An 18,823-nucleotide genomic window follows, 5' to 3' on the forward strand; every position below is an offset into this window, starting at 1 on the left:
ACCCTCTCTTTAATTCATTAATCTCCGTACAGAGTATATGTCTGATATTTGTTTTATTCTTTCTACGACTTTGTGCAAATGATTAATATTGGCGATCGAAAGAGCCATATGGATGGTCGCTACCTTGTTGCGGTCCGACCTTCCGGAAACGGACGAAATATTCGTTTTCGTTTCATTTACAGCCTGAAGGACTTCATTCAGAAGGCCTCTCCGGTCGTAGCCCATGATTTCGATCTCGACATTGTACTCTTTTTTCCCGTCAACCTGATGCTCCCATTCAACCGGTATGAGCCGGTCCTTCGCATCATCTGTCTGGATGTTGGTACAGTCATCACGGTGCACAGATACACCGCGGCCTTTCGTGATGAATCCTACGATTTCATCGCCTGGAACAGGATTGCAGCATTTTGAAAGACGGATCAGCAGATTGTCGATGCCCTTTACCTGGACACCTGCGTCTCTTTTCTTCGGAGAAGGATATTGCTTCGTCTCCGTGATAACCTCTTCGACAGCTTTCTCCTGCTCCTCCAGATCCCGCTGCTTGCGCCATTTCTCGGTCAGACGGTTGGCAACCTGCAGGGGAGTGATGCCGTTGTATCCAACAGCCGCAAACATGTCTTCATCATTGGCAAAATTAAATTTCTCATATACGCGTTTAACGTTATCAGCAGCAAGGATTTCTTTCAGGTCGAAGTCCATGTTCTTAATTTCCTTCTCGACCCATTCCCTGCCCTTTTCAACATTTTCTTCCCGCCGCTGCTTTTTAAAGAACTGGCGGATCTTGTTTTTAGCCTGTGAAGTCTGTGCAAGCTTAAGCCAGTCTTGACTCGGTCCATAGGAATGCTTGGACGTCAGAATTTCAATGATATCGCCCGTTTTCAATTTATAGTCGAGCGTCACCATTTTTCCGTTCACTTTTGCGCCAATCGTTTTATTTCCGATTTCCGAGTGAATGCGATAGGAAAAATCAATCGGCACAGAACCGGAAGGAAGCTCGATGACATCTCCTTTAGGAGTAAAAACAAACACCATATCAGAGAATAAATCAATCTTCAGAGATTCCATAAACTCTTCCGCATTCGTAGACTCATTTTGAAATTCGAGTATTTCCCTGAACCAGCTCAGTTTTTTCTCAAGGGAGGCATGATCATCAAGCTCCTTGCCTTCCTTGTATGCCCAGTGTGCAGCAATCCCGTATTCTGCAATCCGGTGCATATCCATCGTGCGGATCTGCACTTCAAGAGGATCTCCTTTAGGACCGATTACGGTCGTATGAAGAGACTGGTACATATTCGGCTTCGGCATAGCAATGTAATCTTTAAACCTGCCCGGCATCGGCTTCCAGCATGTATGAATGATCCCAAGGACCGCGTAACAGTCCTTAATGCTGTTCACGACAATCCGGACCGCAAGCAGGTCATAGATCTCGTTGAATTGCTTATTCTGCAGAACCATTTTTTTATAAATGCTGTAAATATGTTTTGGCCGCCCTGAAAATTCCGCTGGAATCTGCACTTCCTCAACGCTGTTTTTCACCTCGCTGATGACTTCATCCAGATACTCTTCGCGTTCGGCACGCTTCTTTTTCATCAAATTGACAATCCGGTAGTATTGCTGAGGATTTAAATAGCGGAGAGCCGTATCCTCAAGCTCCCATTTAATTTTAGAAATCCCGAGCCTGTGGGCAAGCGGGGCAAAAATCTCCAGTGTTTCATTGGAAATCCTCCGCTGCTTTTCCTGAGGAAGATGCTTTAGTGTCCTCATGTTATGAAGACGGTCTGCAAGCTTAATGAGGATGACCCTGATATCCTGGGCCATCGCAACGAACATCTTCCGATGGTTTTCCGCCTGCTGTTCTTCCTGGGATTTGTATTTGATTTTCCCGAGCTTTGTTACCCCATCTACAAGCATCGCCACTTCATCACTGAAAGCTTTGCGGATATCATCAAGGGTAACATCCGTATCTTCAACCACGTCATGCAAAAAACCGCCGGCAATGGTGGAGGGATCCATATCCAGATCCACCAGGATGCCAGCAACTTGAATGGGATGAATAATATATGGTTCACCGGATTTCCTGTACTGTTCACGGTGTGCTTCTTCCGCAAAATCGTACGCTTTCCGGATAAATTCAAGATTATCGTCAGCCAGGTACCGCTTTGCCCGTTCTATGACCTGTTCAGCGGTAAGGACTTGTTCATTCGCCATGAAATCACCTTTTTTGAAGAAAACTGTATTGTACCTATTATCGTGAAAAAAAAGGGTTCTGTAAAGGGATAGGGAAATAATTCAGTTTTACGGTGAGCGGAACTGTTTAAAAGCCTGTTGAAACAATCCCTATAACCGCAGCAGTGTCTGCGCTTACAAAAACGTTGAAAAATGCATAAATTTCCCGAAAAAAAACCGGCCATGAAGGGGCCGGTTTCAGCAATATTAGTATTTCATCAATGTCAGAACTTCGTATCCATCCAACTTATTTCTTCCGTCAAGATAGGAAAGCTCAATCAAAAACGCCATTCCGGCAACGACTCCGCCAAGCTCCTCAACAAGCTTGATCGTTGCTTCGATCGTTCCGCCTGTAGCAAGCAGATCGTCCGTAATCAGCACCCGCTGACCTGGTTTGATCGCATCTCTATGAATCGTAAGAACATCTTTTCCGTACTCGAGACCGTAATCCACTTTTACGACTTCACGGGGCAGTTTGCCTTCTTTTCTGACCGGTGCAAAACCGACTTCCAGGGCATAAGCAACAGGGCATCCGATAATAAAGCCGCGTGCTTCCGGACCGACAACGAGATCAATCTCTTTCTCTTTGGCAAATTCCACGATTTGGTCCGTAGCATATTTATAAACCTCGCCTTTATCCATCAGTGTCGTGATGTCCTTAAAGCGGATTCCCGGTTTTGGATAGTCCTCGACGATTGTTACATATTGTTTTAAATCCATCTTCCGTTTTTCCTCCTCAAACTTGAACAGGCCTTGAAGCATTGCTTATCTGTTCATCAAACCATTCGAGAAGTTCGCGGTAAGATGAATAAAGCAGCCTGTTTTCCAGCTCCATTTGATCTTTTTTCTGTTGATACGAGGCCGATTCATTTAAATCCCGTTTGCTTCCATTCCGGTTAACTGAAATCAGACCATTGTTTATTGTAACAAACTCCAGCTCAAAAAACACCTTTGACATAAATTTGACGGTATCGGCTGTCCATCCTTTATGTTTCGCAAGCTCCTCGCCGTGCCGTTTGACATCAAATGCATCTCTTTTCATCAGGAAGCTGTAGTACCATTTGAAATGCTCTCTTGACGGCATCGTGGAAAAGAAATGGGTTTCTTTTTGAAGGAACAGTACATAGATGCGCTCAGGAGATCCTTGAGCAAACAAAGCAGAAAGCAGCTGAATGTCCTCCGGTACATCCATGAAAACCGCATACTCCCCGGTTAAATTCATTTTTCCGGCTTCTTCCGGAGTCCTGATCAATTCCAAAGGCTTGGATATGCCAAGCTCGGAAAGCTGCCCGGTCGTCTCTTCCCGAAAGGAGATCAGCCGCCTTTTTCCTGCCGGAATCCGGTCCAGCACAGTCTTCGGCTGCCTCGTGCCCCTGTGGTCAAAAAGCTGCCTCGTCTGAACCGCAGCATCCTGAAGCATAAGCTGCGGCTTGCGGAAGTTATTCCATTCATTGATGGACAGCTGGCCGACCACTGCTATTTTCGATACAGGGGAAATCTCATCCTGAAGATAGCCGAACCCGAAACCGACACAATCCAATTCGGTCCCTTCCTGTTCCAGCGTCACCTTCAGATGATTCTGATTGGAACCGATTTTTCTCATCCCTGACACAGAAAGATCCTCGATCATGATGACAGGCTTTGGATTATCCATTCCGAAAGGAGCAAGCAAGTTCATTTCTTCAATCGATGAAAGCGTCACGTCCTCGAGACGGCAGGATAAATCCACTTTTGTTAAAGGAACGAAATCTTCTTCGGTCAGCTGTTCGCCTGCCTGCTTATTCAAGCGCGCCCGGAGCTCGTCCACATCTTTAGCAGCGAGCGTCATCCCGGCTGCCATCGGGTGTCCCCCGAAATGAGGCAGCAGTTCTCTGCATTCCGATAAATTTTTAAACAAATCGAAGCCTGGAATGCTCCGGGCAGACCCTTTTGCATTCACGCCTTCCTCATCAAGACAAAGAACGATGGCAGGACGGTAAAATTTCTCTACAAGCTTGGAGGCAACAATCCCCACAACTCCTGGATTCCAGCCCCGCCCTGCGACGACAAGCACAGGGTATTCCTCCGGAGGGTACATCGATTCCGTCATTTCAATCGCCTCACGGGCTATATCCTGGACAATTTTCTGGCGTTCCCGGTTAAGCGCATCGATGTCCGCTGCAAGCGCATCTGCTTTTTCGGGCTCCGTCGTCCTGAGGCACTCAACGGCAGGGGCGGCGGACTGAAGTCTGCCGACCGCGTTGATTCTCGGGGCAATCGCAAACCCCACCGTTTCCTCGGTCACTTCATTCTCTTTTGCCGATGACTGCTTAAGCAGTGCCTTGATTCCTGGCCGGCTTGTCCTTTTCAGCAGTTCAATTCCTCTTCTTGCGATCAGCCGGTTCTCCCCGCGGAGTGAAACGAGGTCAGCTATTGTGCCAATAGCGGCAAGCTCCAGAAAAGTGTCCTGAACCGTACCGAGAAGGGCATGGGATACCTTCAGAGCCACACCGACACCGGCAAGCTCTTTGAAAGGATAGGAGCTGTCCCGGAGCTTCGGATGCACGATCGCGTTCGCTTCAGGAAGGACGGGCCCTGCCTCATGGTGATCCGTAATGATCAGATCAAGACCGAGCTCTTTTGCATAGAGGGCTTCCTCTACAGCAGATATTCCGGTATCCACAGTAATGATCAGGGAGGTCCCTGCTTCCTTCAGTTTCAAGAAGGCTCCCTTATTCGGGCCATACCCCTCCTTGAACCGGTCCGGGATGTAAAAATCCGCATCTGCACCGATCTGCAGCAGGGTTTCAAGCATAACAACCGTTGACGTTACACCGTCTGCATCATAATCTCCGTACACGACTATTTTTTCTCCGGCTTGAACTGCTTTTGCGATCCTCACAGCGGCAATTTCCATATCGTTGAGCAGGAACGGATCATGAAACTCCTGCTGATCCGTATATAAAAAAGCGGCAGCTTCTTCTGGTTCTTCAATTCCCCTGTTCACGAGCAGGGAGGCTGCCAGATTCGTAATGTTTAAGCTTTCAGCAAGCAGAGCAGATTTCGATGAATCCGCTCCCGAAATGGTCCATCGGGCTTTTGGTTTTAACATTTCTTCACCCCTCAATCATTCTATTATACTTGAGGAAATGACGGGTTTCAAACAGAGGATGGCGGGTGCAGTCCTCCAGGAGAAGGATCGCACTGCTGCGGCTGGAATCAGGCGTTCTCACTTTTCCATAAGGATGATTTCCCCATTCTTCAGCTTCCCTGGTTTTCGTCCGCTGTAGCCTTTCTTCCTGAGCTCCCCCGCGAGAACCGGGATAAAAAACCCATGGGAAACAGCCAGGATGTGCTCATGGCCTGACCCCTCCGCTTCCTCAATCCAGCGGCCGGCTCTCAAGGCGGTCTGGTGTTTTGATTCCATCTGGGAAGGATGAGACATCAGCCAGCACAATCTGCCCATTACCGTCCAAATGTGATAAGGAAGCCTTGGTCCGCCTGCCAGAAAAGGAGACAGCGGAACTTCCCTGAGAAGCGGAGTCTGCACCGGCACCCCGTAGACCGATTCAGCGGTTCGGACGGCCCGAGGCAAGTCGCTTGAAAAGCAAGCATCCCAGCTGCCCTCCTGAGCCTCAAAATGTACTGGTATTAATGGAGCAGAATCATAATCGCTGCACCAGCTTGTAAACTCTGCCGAATACATCCTGTTTGGATACGGACACTCCACTTCATAATGTCTCATAAGGGAAATTTTCATTCTATTACTCTCCTGAATGTATGTTTCATTCCAGCTCTCATCAATCATTCAAAACTGTTTTTCTGGATAGCAGAAAATGCTTGTTTTCCATTTTTTAGCCTTCTTCACAGACTCTATTATATAGGAAAAAAGAGAGAGGAAGCCCCTTTTTTTGTAAGAGGGAACCGTATTTCGAGCCGGGTAGTCATCAGGGAGTTTTAGTGGCGCCAATGCGGACACCGCTTAGTGGATCGTGAAAAAACAGCAAGAAAAAAAGCCGTGCATATACGGCTTTTTCAGTCTTTCCTTTGCTTCCGTTCTGTGCGGCTGGGAAGCGTATGATCCGGTTCGTCCGTGTGTGGAACGGCTTTCTCCGGCTGCCCGGATTTGGCCAGAGGTTCCTCGTGCTTGACTGGACGCTCCTCCAGCTGTTTGCGAAGAGTTTTATTTTCTTTTTTCAAACTGCGGGTACGGTTCATTCCCGTAAAGCCGACCATTAAAGCCCCGATCAGCACTGACGCCAGCACGATCAGAATAAGCGGCCACTGCGCCTCTCCGAACAGGTAATTCACTTCTACCGGCTCGACGTTCATCACCGCAAAAATAGCAACAATAAGTGCAAAAAAGATCACAAGCAGCAAACTAAACGATTTGTTCACAAAACGTCCTCCTTCTTATTGACTGTTAAACGGATTAACATGGACGAAAACGTTTTGCACTTCCTCTGTTTCAATCAGAGCATTCCTGACATGCCTGGCAATATCGTGGCCTTCCTTAACTGTAAGGGAAGCGTCCACCGAAATCTTCACATCCACGATGACGTAGTGGCCATGTTCCCGCGCGTGCAATTGATCAATCCGTTTAACACCATCAATGGTCCTTATCGTTTTTTTCATTTCTTCTGTTTCCTCTTCATGCAGAACATGATCCAGTGAGGCATGAAGTGCTTCGCGGCCAACTTTCCAGGCAGTATAGAGAACCAGTACAGATACAGCTGCACCTGCAAAGGGATCCGCATAAAGCAGCCAGCCGATCTCGAATTTTGAACCGATCAGAGCTGCAGATATGCCCAGCAAAGCTGCCAAAGAAGCAAAAACATCAGACCTGTGGTCATGTGCATTGGCAATCAGAGCATCACTCTTCAATCTTTTACCCAATCTGTAGTTATACTGAAACATCAGTTCTTTAATGATAATCGCAGTGACTGCAGCAGCAATGGCAATGGCTTGAGGAGCCTTAACCGGTTTAAAGAACGCTTCGATGGAAGTCTTGCCGATTTCGAATCCAACTAAGGTAAGCAGTACAGCCACGATAACGGCCGCTATTGACTCTGCTTTTCCATGCCCGTATGGATGGTCCTCATCCGGCGGCTTTTTTGCAAGCCTGATCCCCAGCAGTACGACGATCGATCCGGCCACATCTGAGACGGACATTGCAGCATCAGCCAAGAGCGCCTTACTGCCTGAAATAAATCCGATAATCCCCTTGATGGCCGCCAGCAGCAAATTCCCGGCGATGCCCGCAGCCGCTGCAATCTGCACCTTTCTAAAGCGCTGGTCCCCTTCCATAAGCTTCCCCCTCCGTTTCGCGTGACGATTATTATTATGTCCTAACAGATGCGTTTTTGCTTATCCTTTTTACTTTATACCGGAGGGAACGGGAATGTTGGGAAATACCGGGGTCAGTCCCTCACTCTGCTAAAGCACTGAAGCTCCGGCACCTCTTTTCTTAGCCTTTGGGGGACTAAGGCTCAGCACGTTGCCTCTCTGTCCCCTCAACGTTTAAAGCACAGCGGGACTGACCCCGCACACCTGCTGTTCGCGCCAGTAAATTGCTTGCTATCTAAACAAAAAACCAGCCCGCTTAAGCGGGCTGGCCATTTTAGACCTCTGGATGCTGGTTGGTGTGCATTTCTTTCGTCTGGTCTTCTTTTTTCTTGGCAAATTCCTTTTTCTTCAGGATCAGCCACAGCTGAGCTGCAATGAAAATGGAAGAGTAGGCGCCTGATATCAGTCCGACGAGGAGTGCGATGGAAAAGTTCCGGATGGACTCGCTGCCGAAAATCAGCAGGGCTACTGTTGTAATCACCACTGTTAAAACGGTGTTAACAGAGCGGGTAAAGGTCTGCTGCAAGCTTTTGTTCACAATGACGTCTAAATCATCGGCTGTTTTAACCTTTGTTTTCCGCTGCAGTTCCCGGATCCGGTCAAACGTAACGATTGTGTCATTGATGGAATAACCGACGATGGTCAGGATCGCTGCGATGAAGGTCAGATCCACCTCAAGCCTTGTTAAGCTGAAGAAGGCGATGATAAAGAACGCATCATACAGAAGGGCAGCAATCGCTGAAATTCCCATCCTCCACTCATAGCGGATCGCAACATAGATGACGATTCCCAGGGATGCAATCAGCACGCCGTAAAGCGCGTTGCGGGCAAGCTCCTGGCCGACTTCCGGAGACACGGTGCTGACACCGGGCTCTGAATTGTATTTTCCGTTAAACTGGTCTTTCAGTTTAGCGATTTCTTCTTTGTTCAGCACACCTGCAAAACGGGCTACGGCTGATTCATTATTCGCTCCTGCAAGAACGATTTCGTCCGCTTCCATGTCAATGGCTTCTAAATCCGCTTCAATCTGCTCGGCGGTAACCGGCTTGCCTGCATCAATCTGCACGCGCGTTCCGCTTGTAAAGTCAATTCCAAGGTTCAGCTTGAAAATGATCAGGATGATCAGCCCGGCAGCCACAGTAATTCCGGAGAAAGCGAAGAACTTGTTGCGGTGCTTTAGGAAATCAACTTTATCAAACCGGGTAGGCGCGTCCGTATGCTTGTCCGTCTGATAAATCTCCAGCATCTGGCTTTTCTTTACGCCAAACCAGGACTTCTTTTTATCGAGCCAGCGGCTTTCCACGAGAAGAGAGAGCAGGATCCTGGATAAAAACACGGCAGTGATGAAACTTGCTGCGATACTCACCAGGAGCATCGTAGCGAACCCTTTAATCGCACTCGTACCGAAGAAGAAAAGGACTGCCCCGGCAAGCATAGTGGTCAGGTTCGCATCTAAAATCGTAACGAACGAGCGTCTGTTTCCGGATTTAAATGCAGATCGGACAGACTTGCCCAGTTTGAGTTCCTCTTTTATCCGTTCATACGTGATGATATTGGCATCCACAGCCATCCCGACACCTAGAATGAGAGCCGCGATTCCAGGAAGAGTAAGCACCCCGTTCATCCAGTCGAACAGCTGCAGGATGAGGAAGATATAGGCACTTAGTGTGATGATCGCGATAACTCCCGGGAACCGGTAGTACACGACCATAAAGATAAAGATGACCGCTACACCGATAATACCCGCAAGCACTGTGGTCTGCAGAGCTTCTTCTCCGAACTTGGCTCCTACTGAAGTAGAGTACGTCTCATCCAGCTGAACCGGGAGTGAGCCTGCGTTCAGCAGTTCGGCCAGCTCCTGCGCTTCTTTAATGGTAAATTGGCCGGAGATGATGACATCTGTCGTGTCGAGCACCTGGTCCACGTTCGGTGCAGAAAGGAACTTGGGTGCTTCTTTTCCGGCTTCTTCCTTATACTTGTCTCCCGGCTGGTAATCGAGCCAGATGACAAGCTGGTTCTCAGGTGCCATCGAAAGAATTTTCTCTGTCGTATCAGCAAATTTATCTTTGTCCTTTAATTTGACTGATACAACCGGCTGGTTGCTGTTCGGATCGAAGGTCTGTTTGGCAGCACCCTGTACTAGATCGGAACCTTTTAAGTATTCCTTGTCATTTACATCCCTGAACGTCAGCCTCGCTTCAGTGGATAGAATTTCACGGGCTTTATTCTGATCTTTAACCCCGGCGAGCTGAACACGGATGCGCTCGCCCTCGATCTGAATGTTCGGCTCGCTGACGCCGAGTACATTCGCCCGGTTTTCCAGGGCCCTTACCGTGCTGACGAGTGCTTCCCTGTCGATTTTATCGTCGTCGTTCACGGGCTTGACATCATAAAGCACTTCAAAGCCGCCCTGCAGGTCAAGGCCTCTTGGGATGTTTCCTGTGACATTGTCTGTTCTTAAACCTATGATGATTCCAACTGCTATTGTAATAAGAAAAAACGCAAGGATGCGCCCCCGCTTGATCATTATGTATCCTCCTTAGCTACTTGAAACCCGTCCTCTACAGCAGTTCCTCAAGCATTTTTGCGCCCTCTTCGCTTCCAAACCAGTTGGGAGCTTTATACGATTCAACGGCTGCAAAATTCATGAATTCCCCTGCTCTAACAGACATGATGTCACTTGCCATTTGATAAATCGCCGGTTCTTCTTTCGTCTTCCATTTCTTTTTTAACAAGTATGTCCACAATTCCTGCTCTGAGACCTGGTCATAGCCCAATACGATAAACTCTTCAAGCTTGCTTTTCATAAATGGCCTGACGTGGTGCCTGTAAAGTTCGGCAGGATGTTTCTCCATTCGCGCACGCTCCTTTGATCTTCCATTTAAGCTTTCATGCCGTTCGATTGGCCTGTGCGGCGGAAACTTGTCATGCCCGGCCAATAGACAGTCATATAGTAATTGTATATGAAAACAAGCTGTTTGAGAAGGCGGGGAAGGGTATGTCGAAGCAAACATTTTTAAAGGGAACGATCATTTTAATAGCTGCAGGACTCATTACCCGAGTTCTTGGATTCATCAACCGGATTGTTCTCGCAAGGTTTGCCGGCCAGGAGGGCGTTGGCCTTTATATGATGGCCGTCCCGACACTTGTCCTGATTATTACCATCACACAGTTCGGACTTCCGGTCGCGATATCAAAGCTTGTCGCTGAAGCGGATGCACAGGGAGACCAGCGGAGAATCAAAAAAATCCTGGTTGTATCACTCGCCATAACCGGAACGCTGAGCCTGCTGTTTACCCCTGTCATCCTTTTAGCTGCCCCATTCTTATCCCAGCATCTGTTCACGGATGAGCGGACACTTTACCCGCTGATGACCGTTGCTCCAGTCGTTCCGATCGTGGCGATCTCATCTGTGCTGAGAGGGTACTTTCAGGGAAAGCAGAACATGAAGCCGGCTGCTTATTCCCAAGTGCTTGAGCAAGTGGTCCGTATATCGCTGATCGCAGTTTTCACGGCCGCTTTTCTGCCATACGGGGTCGAGTATGCTGCCGCTGGTGCAATGCTTTCTGCTGTAATCGGCGAGCTGGTGTCCCTGCTTTACTTGTTCTTTATGTTCAAATTCAAGAAAAAAATCGGCATCAGGAAAAACTTTTTTCAATCCGTGAAGGCTGGAAGGGATGCCTTTAAAGACTTGCTGGCTATCGCGATTCCGACGACAGGGAGCAGATTGATCGGTTCTCTCTCCTGGTTTTTTGAGCCGATTGTTGTCGCACAGAGCCTGGCCATCGCTGGAATCGGTGCAGCTGCAGCCACGAGCCAGTACGGCGAATTAGCCGGTTACGCCCTTCCGCTGCTCATGCTGCCTTCATTCATTACCTTCTCCCTTTCCACTTCGCTCGTCCCGGCAATCAGTGAAGCGATCGCGCAGAAAAAAAAGAAGCTTGTTGAACACAGGCTTCGTCAAGCATTGAGGCTTTCACTTGTAACCGGGGGACTTGCAGCAGTGGCACTCTATGTATTCGCAGTCCCGCTTATGTCTGTTATGTACGGAAATGCGGATGCTGCCATTTTTGTTAAACTGATGGCTCCCTTTTTTATCTTTTACTATATCCAGGGACCGCTTCAGGCAGTTCTCCAGGCGCTCAATCTTGCAAGGGCCGCGATGATGAACAGCCTGATCGGTGCGGCAGTAAAAACCGCATTAATTTTCGCCCTCTCTACAAGGCCTGAGATGGGGATTAAAGGAGCTGCTCTCGCCATCGTCATCGGAATGGTGGCTGTCACCCTGCTCCACTTGGCTACAGTTATAAAAGTTGTCGCACTGACGATTTATGTTAAAGAATACCTCTTCAGTGCGGCTGCCATGGGCATTGCCGGAATAGCCGCTCATTATGCCTATCAATCCTGGCTTTCAAAGCTTGGAAGCATTCCCGGGCTGCTTGCCGGACTTGCTCTTTGCTCCCTGCTTTATTTTATCCTTCTGCTTCAATTTAGACTGGTCGTTCAAGAAGAAGTAAAAAGGATTCCGGTCATCGGCCCTTCGCTTTCCAGATGGATTCCGGTCATACATTCGAAACATCGATAAAAAACTCTCCATCCGAGTAGGTGCAGAACGATATTTTTTTCATATCGCCATAGCCCCTTTTTTGCAGCTCTTCTTTCAGCCATTGCTCGGTCTTCCCGATTTTTTCAAGATGGGCAGGCTGGATCGTTCCATCTATAATCAATCCGAGCTCCAATGTTCGCTCAGGCATGCCTTCCTGTTTTTTTATGACGTTTAATTTCCCTGAAGTTTCAAGGATGGCATAGTCCACTTCGCTTAAGCTCCGAACATCTTTTTCACGGAGCTGGGTGAGAAGATCATCGAAATTGTACCGCTGGGATTTCATCGCCCGTTCATCTATTTTGCCCTTATTTATGATAATTGTCGGCTTCCCGTCAAGTACCTCCCTGACCCGTTCGCTTTTCAATGACAGCATGGCCAGACCATACTGAATGGCCAGCAAAAACAGCATGGAGACGACTGAGTACATAATGGGGTCCTCAGGACTCTCGATCGACATGACTGCAAGTTCTGCAATCATAATAAACACCACAAGATCAAGAATGCTCAGTTCTCCTATTTCCCGTTTTCCCATCATACGAAAGATGAATATGATCAGGAAGTACAGGATAAGTGTCCGGACAATGATGATTAAATACACTTCCATCCGTGCTCCTCCTTCCGGCATCACTTCCTCTAGTTTGCACCGGACTTTTTAATCCATGCGGCAAAGTTTCACCCGTGACCCTGCTTCTAAAGCGTAAGCAGGCTGAATAGGTTTATAAAAGACGAGCTTAATCAAGCATATCTAAAGGGAGAGGTGCTCATGGAAACCAAAAAATGGGGAAAAGCCATTCTAAGCGGAATTGTGACTGTTTTTGCTGTCATGCTGGTGCTCAGTCTGATTTTTTCACTGCTTCTTAAATTTACAGGCATCACTGAGCGGTCAATTCAATGGATGATCCTTGCACTTTCGTTTATCAACTTGTTTATTGGCGGTTTCATTGCAGGAGGAAAAGGAAAAGAAAAAGGCTGGCTGCTCGGCGGTCTTACTGCACTCTCCTTTACCCTCATCATTCTTCTGTTCCAGTTTCTTGGACTCGGATCTGCTTTAAATCCGATGCAGCTTCTGTTTCATGCAGGGTTTATGGGAATGGCCATGCTTGGGGGGATGATCGGGGTAAATATGGCATCAGATTAATTGCTGTTTACCTGTTTAACCACTCTTCAAGCGGGTGGTTTTTTTCTTTATAAGCTGGCCTTTACGAAATGTGTCAAAAAAAGGACAAATCAGTTTTAACGAACCTTTTTGATGGATTAGCATTGCCGCTATAAAAAAACAGAGAAAGCATTAAGCTTCCTCTGTCTTATGTAGTGCGGATTTTTCTTTTACTTCGCGGATTGCACGGCGCTCGAATGTTAGACGGGAGCCTTCGCCTGTTTTCAGGACTGCTTTCTCCTCATCGATGGATTCGATCGTGGCGTGAAGCCCTCCGATTGTTACGACTTTATCGCCTTTTTGAAGGCTGCTCTGCATTTGGCGGAATGTTTTTTGCTGTTTTTGCTGCGGACGGATCAGCAGGAAGTAAAAAATAGCAAACATCAGCACCAATGACAGAATGGTTGTCATAGAATTGCCACCCATTGTTGTTTCACCCCTTTCAAGGATTAGAAGTTGCGAGCGTTCGGTTTGTTGAACCCATATTGTTCAAAGAACTCATCGCGGAAATCGCCGAGACGGTCTTCTCGAATCGCTTGTCTCACTTGCTCCATCAATTTTAACAGAAAATGAAGGTTATGATAAGACGTTAGCCGGATTCCAAAAGTCTCTTCGCATTTGATCAAATGTCTGATGTAAGCCCTTGAATAATTCCGGCACGTATAGCAGCTGCAGTTCTCATCAATCGGACCGAAGTCTTTCGCGTATTTTGCATTTTTTACAACAAGACGGCCTGTACTCGTCATCAGTGTTCCATTGCGCGCGATTCTGGTCGGAAGCACGCAGTCAAACATATCAATCCCGCGGATGGCTCCATCAATGAGCGAATCAGGCGAACCGACGCCCATTAGATAACGCGGCTTGTTATCCGGCATCCATGGTGTTGTAAATTCAAGCACCCGGTTCATGACATCCTTCGGCTCTCCAACGGACAGTCCCCCGACTGCATAGCCCGGGAAGTCCATGGATACGAGATCCTTTGCACTCTGCTTGCGCAGCTCTTCATATTCTCCGCCCTGGATAATTCCGAAGAGCCCTTGGTCGTTCGGTCGCTCGTGGGCGTTCAGACAGCGCTCAGCCCAGCGGCTCGTCCGCTCTACCGATCTCTTCATGTAATCGTATTCTGCAGGATATGGAGGGCATTCATCAAATGCCATCATGATATCAGAGCCAAGGTCATTTTGAATCTGCATTGCTTTTTCAGGTGAGAGAAAAAGCTTATCGCCGTTCAGGTGATTGCGGAAATGGACACCCTCTTCTTCAATCTTGCGGAATTCGCTGAGGGAGAAAACTTGAAAACCGCCGGAATCAGTCAGGATTGCGCGGTCCCAGTTCATGAATTTATGCAGTCCGCCGGCTTCTTTGACAATCTCGTTGCCTGGGCGGAGCCACAAGTGATAGGTGTTGCTTAAAATAATATTGGAGCCCATTTCTTTTAAATCTTCCGGGGACATCGTCTTAACTGTAGCGAGTGTACCGACCGGCATAAACGCAGGGGTGTCAAACGAACCGTGCGGAGTATGAACCCTTCCGAGCCTCGCACCCGTCTGCTTGCATGTTTTAATAAATTCGTACCGTATCGGTGATGATGAAGCTGTCACCGTCTCTCCTCCTCTGTATACAGCCTGTTATCCAGTCTAACCTTCTTTGGCTGCTTATAAAATCGATGTTCTTCAAACAAACATCTTTAAATGATCAGCATCGCATCTCCGAAGCTGAAAAACCGGTATCTTTCCTTCACTGCCTCTTCATACGCTGACATAACATTCTCTCTTCCGGCAAGAGAACTGACGAGCATGATCAATGAGGACTTCGGAAGATGGAAGTTTGTCAGCATCCCATCAATGCCCTTGAATTCATAACCAGGGTAAATAAAGATATTGGTCCATCCGCTTTCTTCACTGAACACACCATCTCCGGCTGAAGCGATGGTTTCAAGGGTCCTTGTGGAGGTTGTGCCGACTGTAACGATGCGGCCGCCGGCAGCTCTTGTCTCGTTCAGGAGACGGGCTGTACCTTCTGTCATCTGATAAAATTCCGCATGCATTTCATGTTCTTCCACTGTGTCCGCACTGACCGGGCGGAATGTGCCCAGTCCTACGTGCAGCGTGATATAGGCAACGGATACACCTTTATCCTGGAGACGCCCGAGGATGTCTTCTGTAAAGTGAAGACCTGCAGTCGGCGCTGCAGCCGATCCTGCTTCCCTCGAGAACACAGTCTGATAGCGCTCACGGTCATCCAGCTGCTCCTTAATATATGGAGGAAGCGGCATCTCGCCAAGGGATTCGAGCACTTCATAAAAGATCCCCTCATAGGAAAATTCGAGGATCCGGCCGCCGTGCTCCTGCTCCTCTATACATTTTGCTGTAAGCTTGCCTTCCCCAAATGTAAGGATGGATCCCTTTTTGATTCTTTTCGCAGGTTTGATCAGCGTTTCCCACGCATCTCCTTCAGCTTGTTTCAGCAGGAGCACTTCAATCTTGGCGCCTGTATCTTCCTTTATCCCGAAAAGACGCGCGGGAAGAACCCGTGTATCATTCAGGACGAGGCAGTCGCCTTCGTTCAAATGCCCGATTATATCAGGGAACTGCTGATGGCGCACTGCGCCGCTCGTTTTATCAAGGACCATCAGCCTTGATGCATCTCTTTTTTCCAGAGGAACCTGGGCAATCAGTTCTTCCGGCAGGTTAAAATCAAATAATTCGACTTTCATGCTCATCACCTATTTCTATTTAAATCGTCCGATAATCGAAAAAAGAACCGTCAGCAGGATACTGATGACAATGGATGTGACGATGGGAAAGTAAACCGTTGTATTGCCTCTTTTGAAGACAAAATCTCCGGGCAGCTTTCCGATCCATTGCATAAGCAGGCCGGCAAGCAGCAGCACCGCTCCTGTAATCATCAGCAGCTTCGGCAGTTCAGTCATGGCGGGGGACCTCCAGGTTAAAATGTCTGTATACCTCTTCGGTAACCATTCTTCCCCTGGATGTCCGCTGTAAAAACCCGATTTGCAAAAGATATGGCTCATACACATCTTCAATTGTAGAGGATTCTTCACTGATCGTGGCAGATATCGTATCAAGTCCGACAGGTCCGCCCCTGTATTTTTCTATAATGCCCATCAGGAGTTTATGATCGATATGATCAAGCCCCAGCCGGTCCACCTGCAGGCGCTCCAAGGCTTCAGTAGCGGCTTGCTCCGTTATCGATTCTCCCCCAAGCACCTGCACAAAATCGCGTACCCTCCTCAGGAGACGGTTGGCGATCCTCGGGGTTCCCCTTGATCTTCTCGCAATTTCAGCAGAGGCTCTTCGGTCAATGCCGATCTGCAGAATATCAGCGGTCCTCTGCACAATCTCTGAAAGTTCATCCTCCTGATAATACTCAAGCCTGCTCAGCACTCCGAAACGGTCTCTGAGAGGCGCGGTCAGCAGGCCTGCCCTCGTCGTTGCCCCAACGAGTGTAAACGGCGGCAAATCAAGCCGGACCGATCTCGCTTCCGGGCCTTTTCCAATGACGATGTCGAGGCAAAAATCCTCCATCGCCGGATAGAGCACCTCTTCAATGGACCGCTGCAGCCTGTGGATTTCATCGATAAACAGCACATCCCCCGGTTCAAGGGCCGTCAGAATGGCTGCCAGATCACCGGGCCTTTCGATTGCGGGACCGGATGTGGTTCTCAGGTTAACACCCATTTCGTTTGCAACAATGGCAGCGAGGGTTGTTTTACCGAGCCCGGGAGGTCCGTATAACAGGACGTGATCAAGCGTTTCTTCCCGCATTTTGGCTGCCTGGATAAAAACCCCGAGATTTTCTTTTACTTTTTTCTGTCCGATATACTGATTCAGCCTCTGCGGGCGGAGGCTGAGCTCCAGGTACTGTTCATCGTTCCCTGCATTGCCGGACACGAGCCGGTCATTCATGTTCATCACCTTACTTTAGCAGCTTTTGCAATGCTTTTTTCACGAGCTGGTCTGTTGTCAGCGCCTCATCTTTAATAAGCGGGAGCACTTTTTTTATCTCCCGCTCAGCATAGCCGAGTACTTTCAGAGCCTCTACTGCTTCAGACAGCGCTTTTGAGGAAGCGTCTTTTTCCGCATAAACCTCCTGTGTAAACAGGGAGAATTCCGGTGCCACGTCCCCAAGCTTCCCCTTAAGATCAAGGATGATCTGCCTCGCTGTTTTCTTCCCAACGCCCGGGAATTTAACAAGAAAGGACTCATCCTCTGCTTCGATGGCGCTGAATACCTGTGACGGGTCTCCTGTCGCCAGAATGGCCAGAGCCCCTTTCGGACCGATTCCGGTCACGTTCAGGAGCTTTGTGAACAGCGCTTTCTCCTCCCTTGAACGGAAACCGTATAGGGCAAGGATGTCTTCTCTAACATGCTGGTATGTATAAATGGTCGTCTCAGATCCATTCGAATAGACAAAAGGATTGGGCGCATAAACTTTATAGCCGATGCCGTTGTGATCGATTACAATGAACTCCGGAGAAATATAATCGATCCTTCCCCTTACAAATTCAATCAACTGTTTCACCTCTTTATGACTGTACCTCATTGTATCACAAAATGCCGGACCCAAGAACAAAAACGTTAACGTATGTTCGGATGGTAAAAGGTTTAGACCCCCAGCCGTGAAGCGATGAAGAAGCTCACCGCCCGCCCATGGATGAGCGAATGCCTGCAGCGTAAATCAACAGCCAAATTTAACAGAACGAAACAATAAAAAAACCTGCTCAACAGCAGGCTGGTTATTTTTCCTCTCCTGGCGGACCATAAGCTTTAAACGTCTCGAGGACATTTAAGTAACGGACCCGGTTTTCCACTCTTATGCCCTTTTCAAGCTGCATATGCCTCTTCACTTCAAGCTTCCCTGTATCTATCTGGAAGAAGGACTGGATGATCTTTCCCTGGCGGATGGGCTTCCCGTCAAATAATGTAAGAACGCCTTCTCCAGTCAGCCCAAAGTATCCGTTCGACTTAACGAGCGGTGAGATATCATTTATATTCTGCTGAAGAACCATCCTGTTCCCTTTAACTTCTACAAGGACAAAATCAGGATAAGCAGCGAGCAGTTCCCTTTTTGACCGGAACTTCTCTTTCATTATTTCCGTGCTTTCTTCCCCGCCCATATAAGTCCGGACAAGAACAGCATTCCAGGTTTCCGCGCCTGCATCCTTTTCCAATGCATACACTTGGGATGCATGAACCAGTACGCCCAGAATGAAAAAGGAAAAAAGGAATATATACTTCTGTCTTTGCTTGAACATCGCATCCACCTCGCGGACATCGTTCGTTTTACTATTATTCTGACCAGAACTGGCAGTTTTATCCTCAGCAATTGAACTACCCACCACTTATCGACTTTACGTTCTGATTGAAGTGGGGGATTCCTAGGTACGGGGTTCTAACGAACCCTAATCCGTTAGGCTATCCCCGCAGTTCCTGCGGTTAAGATGCGAATGGCTTCGTTTCTAAGATTCAATCCTGCGTTAATATCTC

The 18,823-nt window shown here is 48.1% G+C and carries 18 protein-coding genes; 2 read left to right on the plus strand and 16 right to left on the minus strand.

Features of this window, described 5'->3' with window-relative positions; translation table 11 throughout:
• Nucleotides 1-9 precede the first annotated feature (9 nt).
• From GKZ89_RS03920 to GKZ89_RS03955, 8 genes are all read right to left on the minus strand, one after another.
• On the minus strand, nucleotides 10-2,208 hold the full coding sequence (locus GKZ89_RS03920; protein ID WP_155111035.1) for a RelA/SpoT family protein: 2,199 nt from the start codon (nucleotides 2,206-2,208) through the stop codon (nucleotides 10-12).
• A 225-nt stretch (nucleotides 2,209-2,433) separates the two neighbouring features.
• The gene (locus GKZ89_RS03925; protein ID WP_155111036.1) at nucleotides 2,434-2,946 is read right to left on the minus strand and encodes an adenine phosphoribosyltransferase; all 513 of its coding nucleotides are present in this window, start codon (nucleotides 2,944-2,946) and stop codon (nucleotides 2,434-2,436) included.
• Between the two features lie 16 nt (nucleotides 2,947-2,962).
• Nucleotides 2,963-5,317, minus strand: a complete 2,355-nt coding sequence (gene recJ, locus GKZ89_RS03930) for a single-stranded-DNA-specific exonuclease RecJ (RefSeq protein WP_155111037.1) — start codon at nucleotides 5,315-5,317, stop codon at nucleotides 2,963-2,965.
• Between the two features lie 117 nt (nucleotides 5,318-5,434).
• Nucleotides 5,435-5,965 carry a histidine phosphatase family protein gene (locus GKZ89_RS03935; RefSeq protein WP_162356423.1) on the minus strand — a complete coding sequence of 177 codons (531 nt, stop codon included), beginning with the start codon at nucleotides 5,963-5,965 and terminating at the stop codon, nucleotides 5,435-5,437.
• Nucleotides 5,966-6,240: 275 nt separating this feature from the next.
• Complete coding sequence (locus GKZ89_RS03940; protein WP_162356424.1) at nucleotides 6,241-6,603, minus strand: lipopolysaccharide assembly protein LapA domain-containing protein; 363 nt, start codon at nucleotides 6,601-6,603, stop codon at nucleotides 6,241-6,243.
• A 15-nt stretch (nucleotides 6,604-6,618) separates the two neighbouring features.
• A complete protein-coding gene (locus GKZ89_RS03945) occupies nucleotides 6,619-7,512 on the minus strand; it encodes a cation diffusion facilitator family transporter (RefSeq protein ID WP_155111039.1) in 894 nt (297 codons plus the stop codon).
• 313 nt (nucleotides 7,513-7,825) lie between these two features.
• Nucleotides 7,826-10,075, minus strand: a complete 2,250-nt coding sequence (gene secDF / locus GKZ89_RS03950) for a protein translocase subunit SecDF (protein ID WP_162356460.1) — start codon at nucleotides 10,073-10,075, stop codon at nucleotides 7,826-7,828.
• 37 nt (nucleotides 10,076-10,112) lie between these two features.
• On the minus strand, nucleotides 10,113-10,406 hold the full coding sequence (locus tag GKZ89_RS03955; RefSeq protein WP_155111041.1) for a post-transcriptional regulator: 294 nt from the start codon (nucleotides 10,404-10,406) through the stop codon (nucleotides 10,113-10,115).
• A 143-nt stretch (nucleotides 10,407-10,549) separates the two neighbouring features.
• Between GKZ89_RS03955 and spoVB the strand changes: the two genes are divergently transcribed.
• A complete protein-coding gene (gene spoVB, locus GKZ89_RS03960; protein WP_155111042.1) occupies nucleotides 10,550-12,136 on the plus strand; it encodes a stage V sporulation protein B in 1,587 nt (528 codons plus the stop codon).
• On the opposite strand, the gene GKZ89_RS03965 is transcribed toward spoVB, so the two are convergent.
• The gene (locus GKZ89_RS03965; RefSeq protein WP_155111043.1) at nucleotides 12,114-12,761 is read right to left on the minus strand and encodes a DUF421 domain-containing protein; all 648 of its coding nucleotides are present in this window, start codon (nucleotides 12,759-12,761) and stop codon (nucleotides 12,114-12,116) included. The genes spoVB and GKZ89_RS03965 overlap by 23 nt on opposite strands.
• A gap of 159 nt (nucleotides 12,762-12,920) precedes the next feature.
• On the opposite strand from GKZ89_RS03965, the gene GKZ89_RS03970 reads away from it, so the two are divergent.
• Entirely contained in the window at nucleotides 12,921-13,295 is a 375-nt protein-coding gene (locus GKZ89_RS03970) for a TIGR04086 family membrane protein (protein ID WP_155111044.1), read from the plus strand.
• Nucleotides 13,296-13,445: 150 nt separating this feature from the next.
• Here the strand turns inward: GKZ89_RS03970 and yajC are convergent, their stop codons facing one another.
• The 7 genes from yajC to GKZ89_RS04005 form a co-directional block, all read right to left on the minus strand.
• Nucleotides 13,446-13,739 (minus strand): preprotein translocase subunit YajC, encoded by a 294-nt coding sequence (gene yajC, locus GKZ89_RS03975; RefSeq protein ID WP_155111045.1) that lies wholly within the window; start codon nucleotides 13,737-13,739, stop codon nucleotides 13,446-13,448.
• 23 nt (nucleotides 13,740-13,762) lie between these two features.
• Nucleotides 13,763-14,914, minus strand: coding sequence for a tRNA guanosine(34) transglycosylase Tgt (tgt, locus tag GKZ89_RS03980; RefSeq protein ID WP_162356425.1), 1,152 nt, complete (start codon nucleotides 14,912-14,914; stop codon nucleotides 13,763-13,765).
• An 86-nt stretch (nucleotides 14,915-15,000) separates the two neighbouring features.
• Complete coding sequence (gene queA, locus GKZ89_RS03985) at nucleotides 15,001-16,029, minus strand: tRNA preQ1(34) S-adenosylmethionine ribosyltransferase-isomerase QueA (protein WP_155111046.1); 1,029 nt, start codon at nucleotides 16,027-16,029, stop codon at nucleotides 15,001-15,003.
• 15 nt (nucleotides 16,030-16,044) lie between these two features.
• The gene (locus GKZ89_RS03990) at nucleotides 16,045-16,245 is read right to left on the minus strand and encodes a DUF2905 domain-containing protein (protein WP_155111047.1); all 201 of its coding nucleotides are present in this window, start codon (nucleotides 16,243-16,245) and stop codon (nucleotides 16,045-16,047) included.
• Nucleotides 16,238-17,242, minus strand: coding sequence for a Holliday junction branch migration DNA helicase RuvB (ruvB, locus tag GKZ89_RS03995; RefSeq protein ID WP_155111048.1), 1,005 nt, complete (start codon nucleotides 17,240-17,242; stop codon nucleotides 16,238-16,240). Before ruvB ends, GKZ89_RS03990 begins: the two co-directional genes overlap by 8 nt.
• 10 nt (nucleotides 17,243-17,252) lie before the next feature.
• The gene (gene ruvA / locus GKZ89_RS04000; RefSeq protein WP_155111049.1) at nucleotides 17,253-17,849 is read right to left on the minus strand and encodes a Holliday junction branch migration protein RuvA; all 597 of its coding nucleotides are present in this window, start codon (nucleotides 17,847-17,849) and stop codon (nucleotides 17,253-17,255) included.
• A gap of 223 nt (nucleotides 17,850-18,072) precedes the next feature.
• Complete coding sequence (locus GKZ89_RS04005; RefSeq protein ID WP_155111050.1) at nucleotides 18,073-18,591, minus strand: BofC C-terminal domain-containing protein; 519 nt, start codon at nucleotides 18,589-18,591, stop codon at nucleotides 18,073-18,075.
• Nucleotides 18,592-18,823: the final 232 nt, after the last annotated feature.

The organism is Metabacillus mangrovi, assembly GCF_009711125.1.
Classification (GTDB): domain Bacteria; phylum Bacillota; class Bacilli; order Bacillales; family Bacillaceae; genus Metabacillus_B; species Metabacillus_B mangrovi.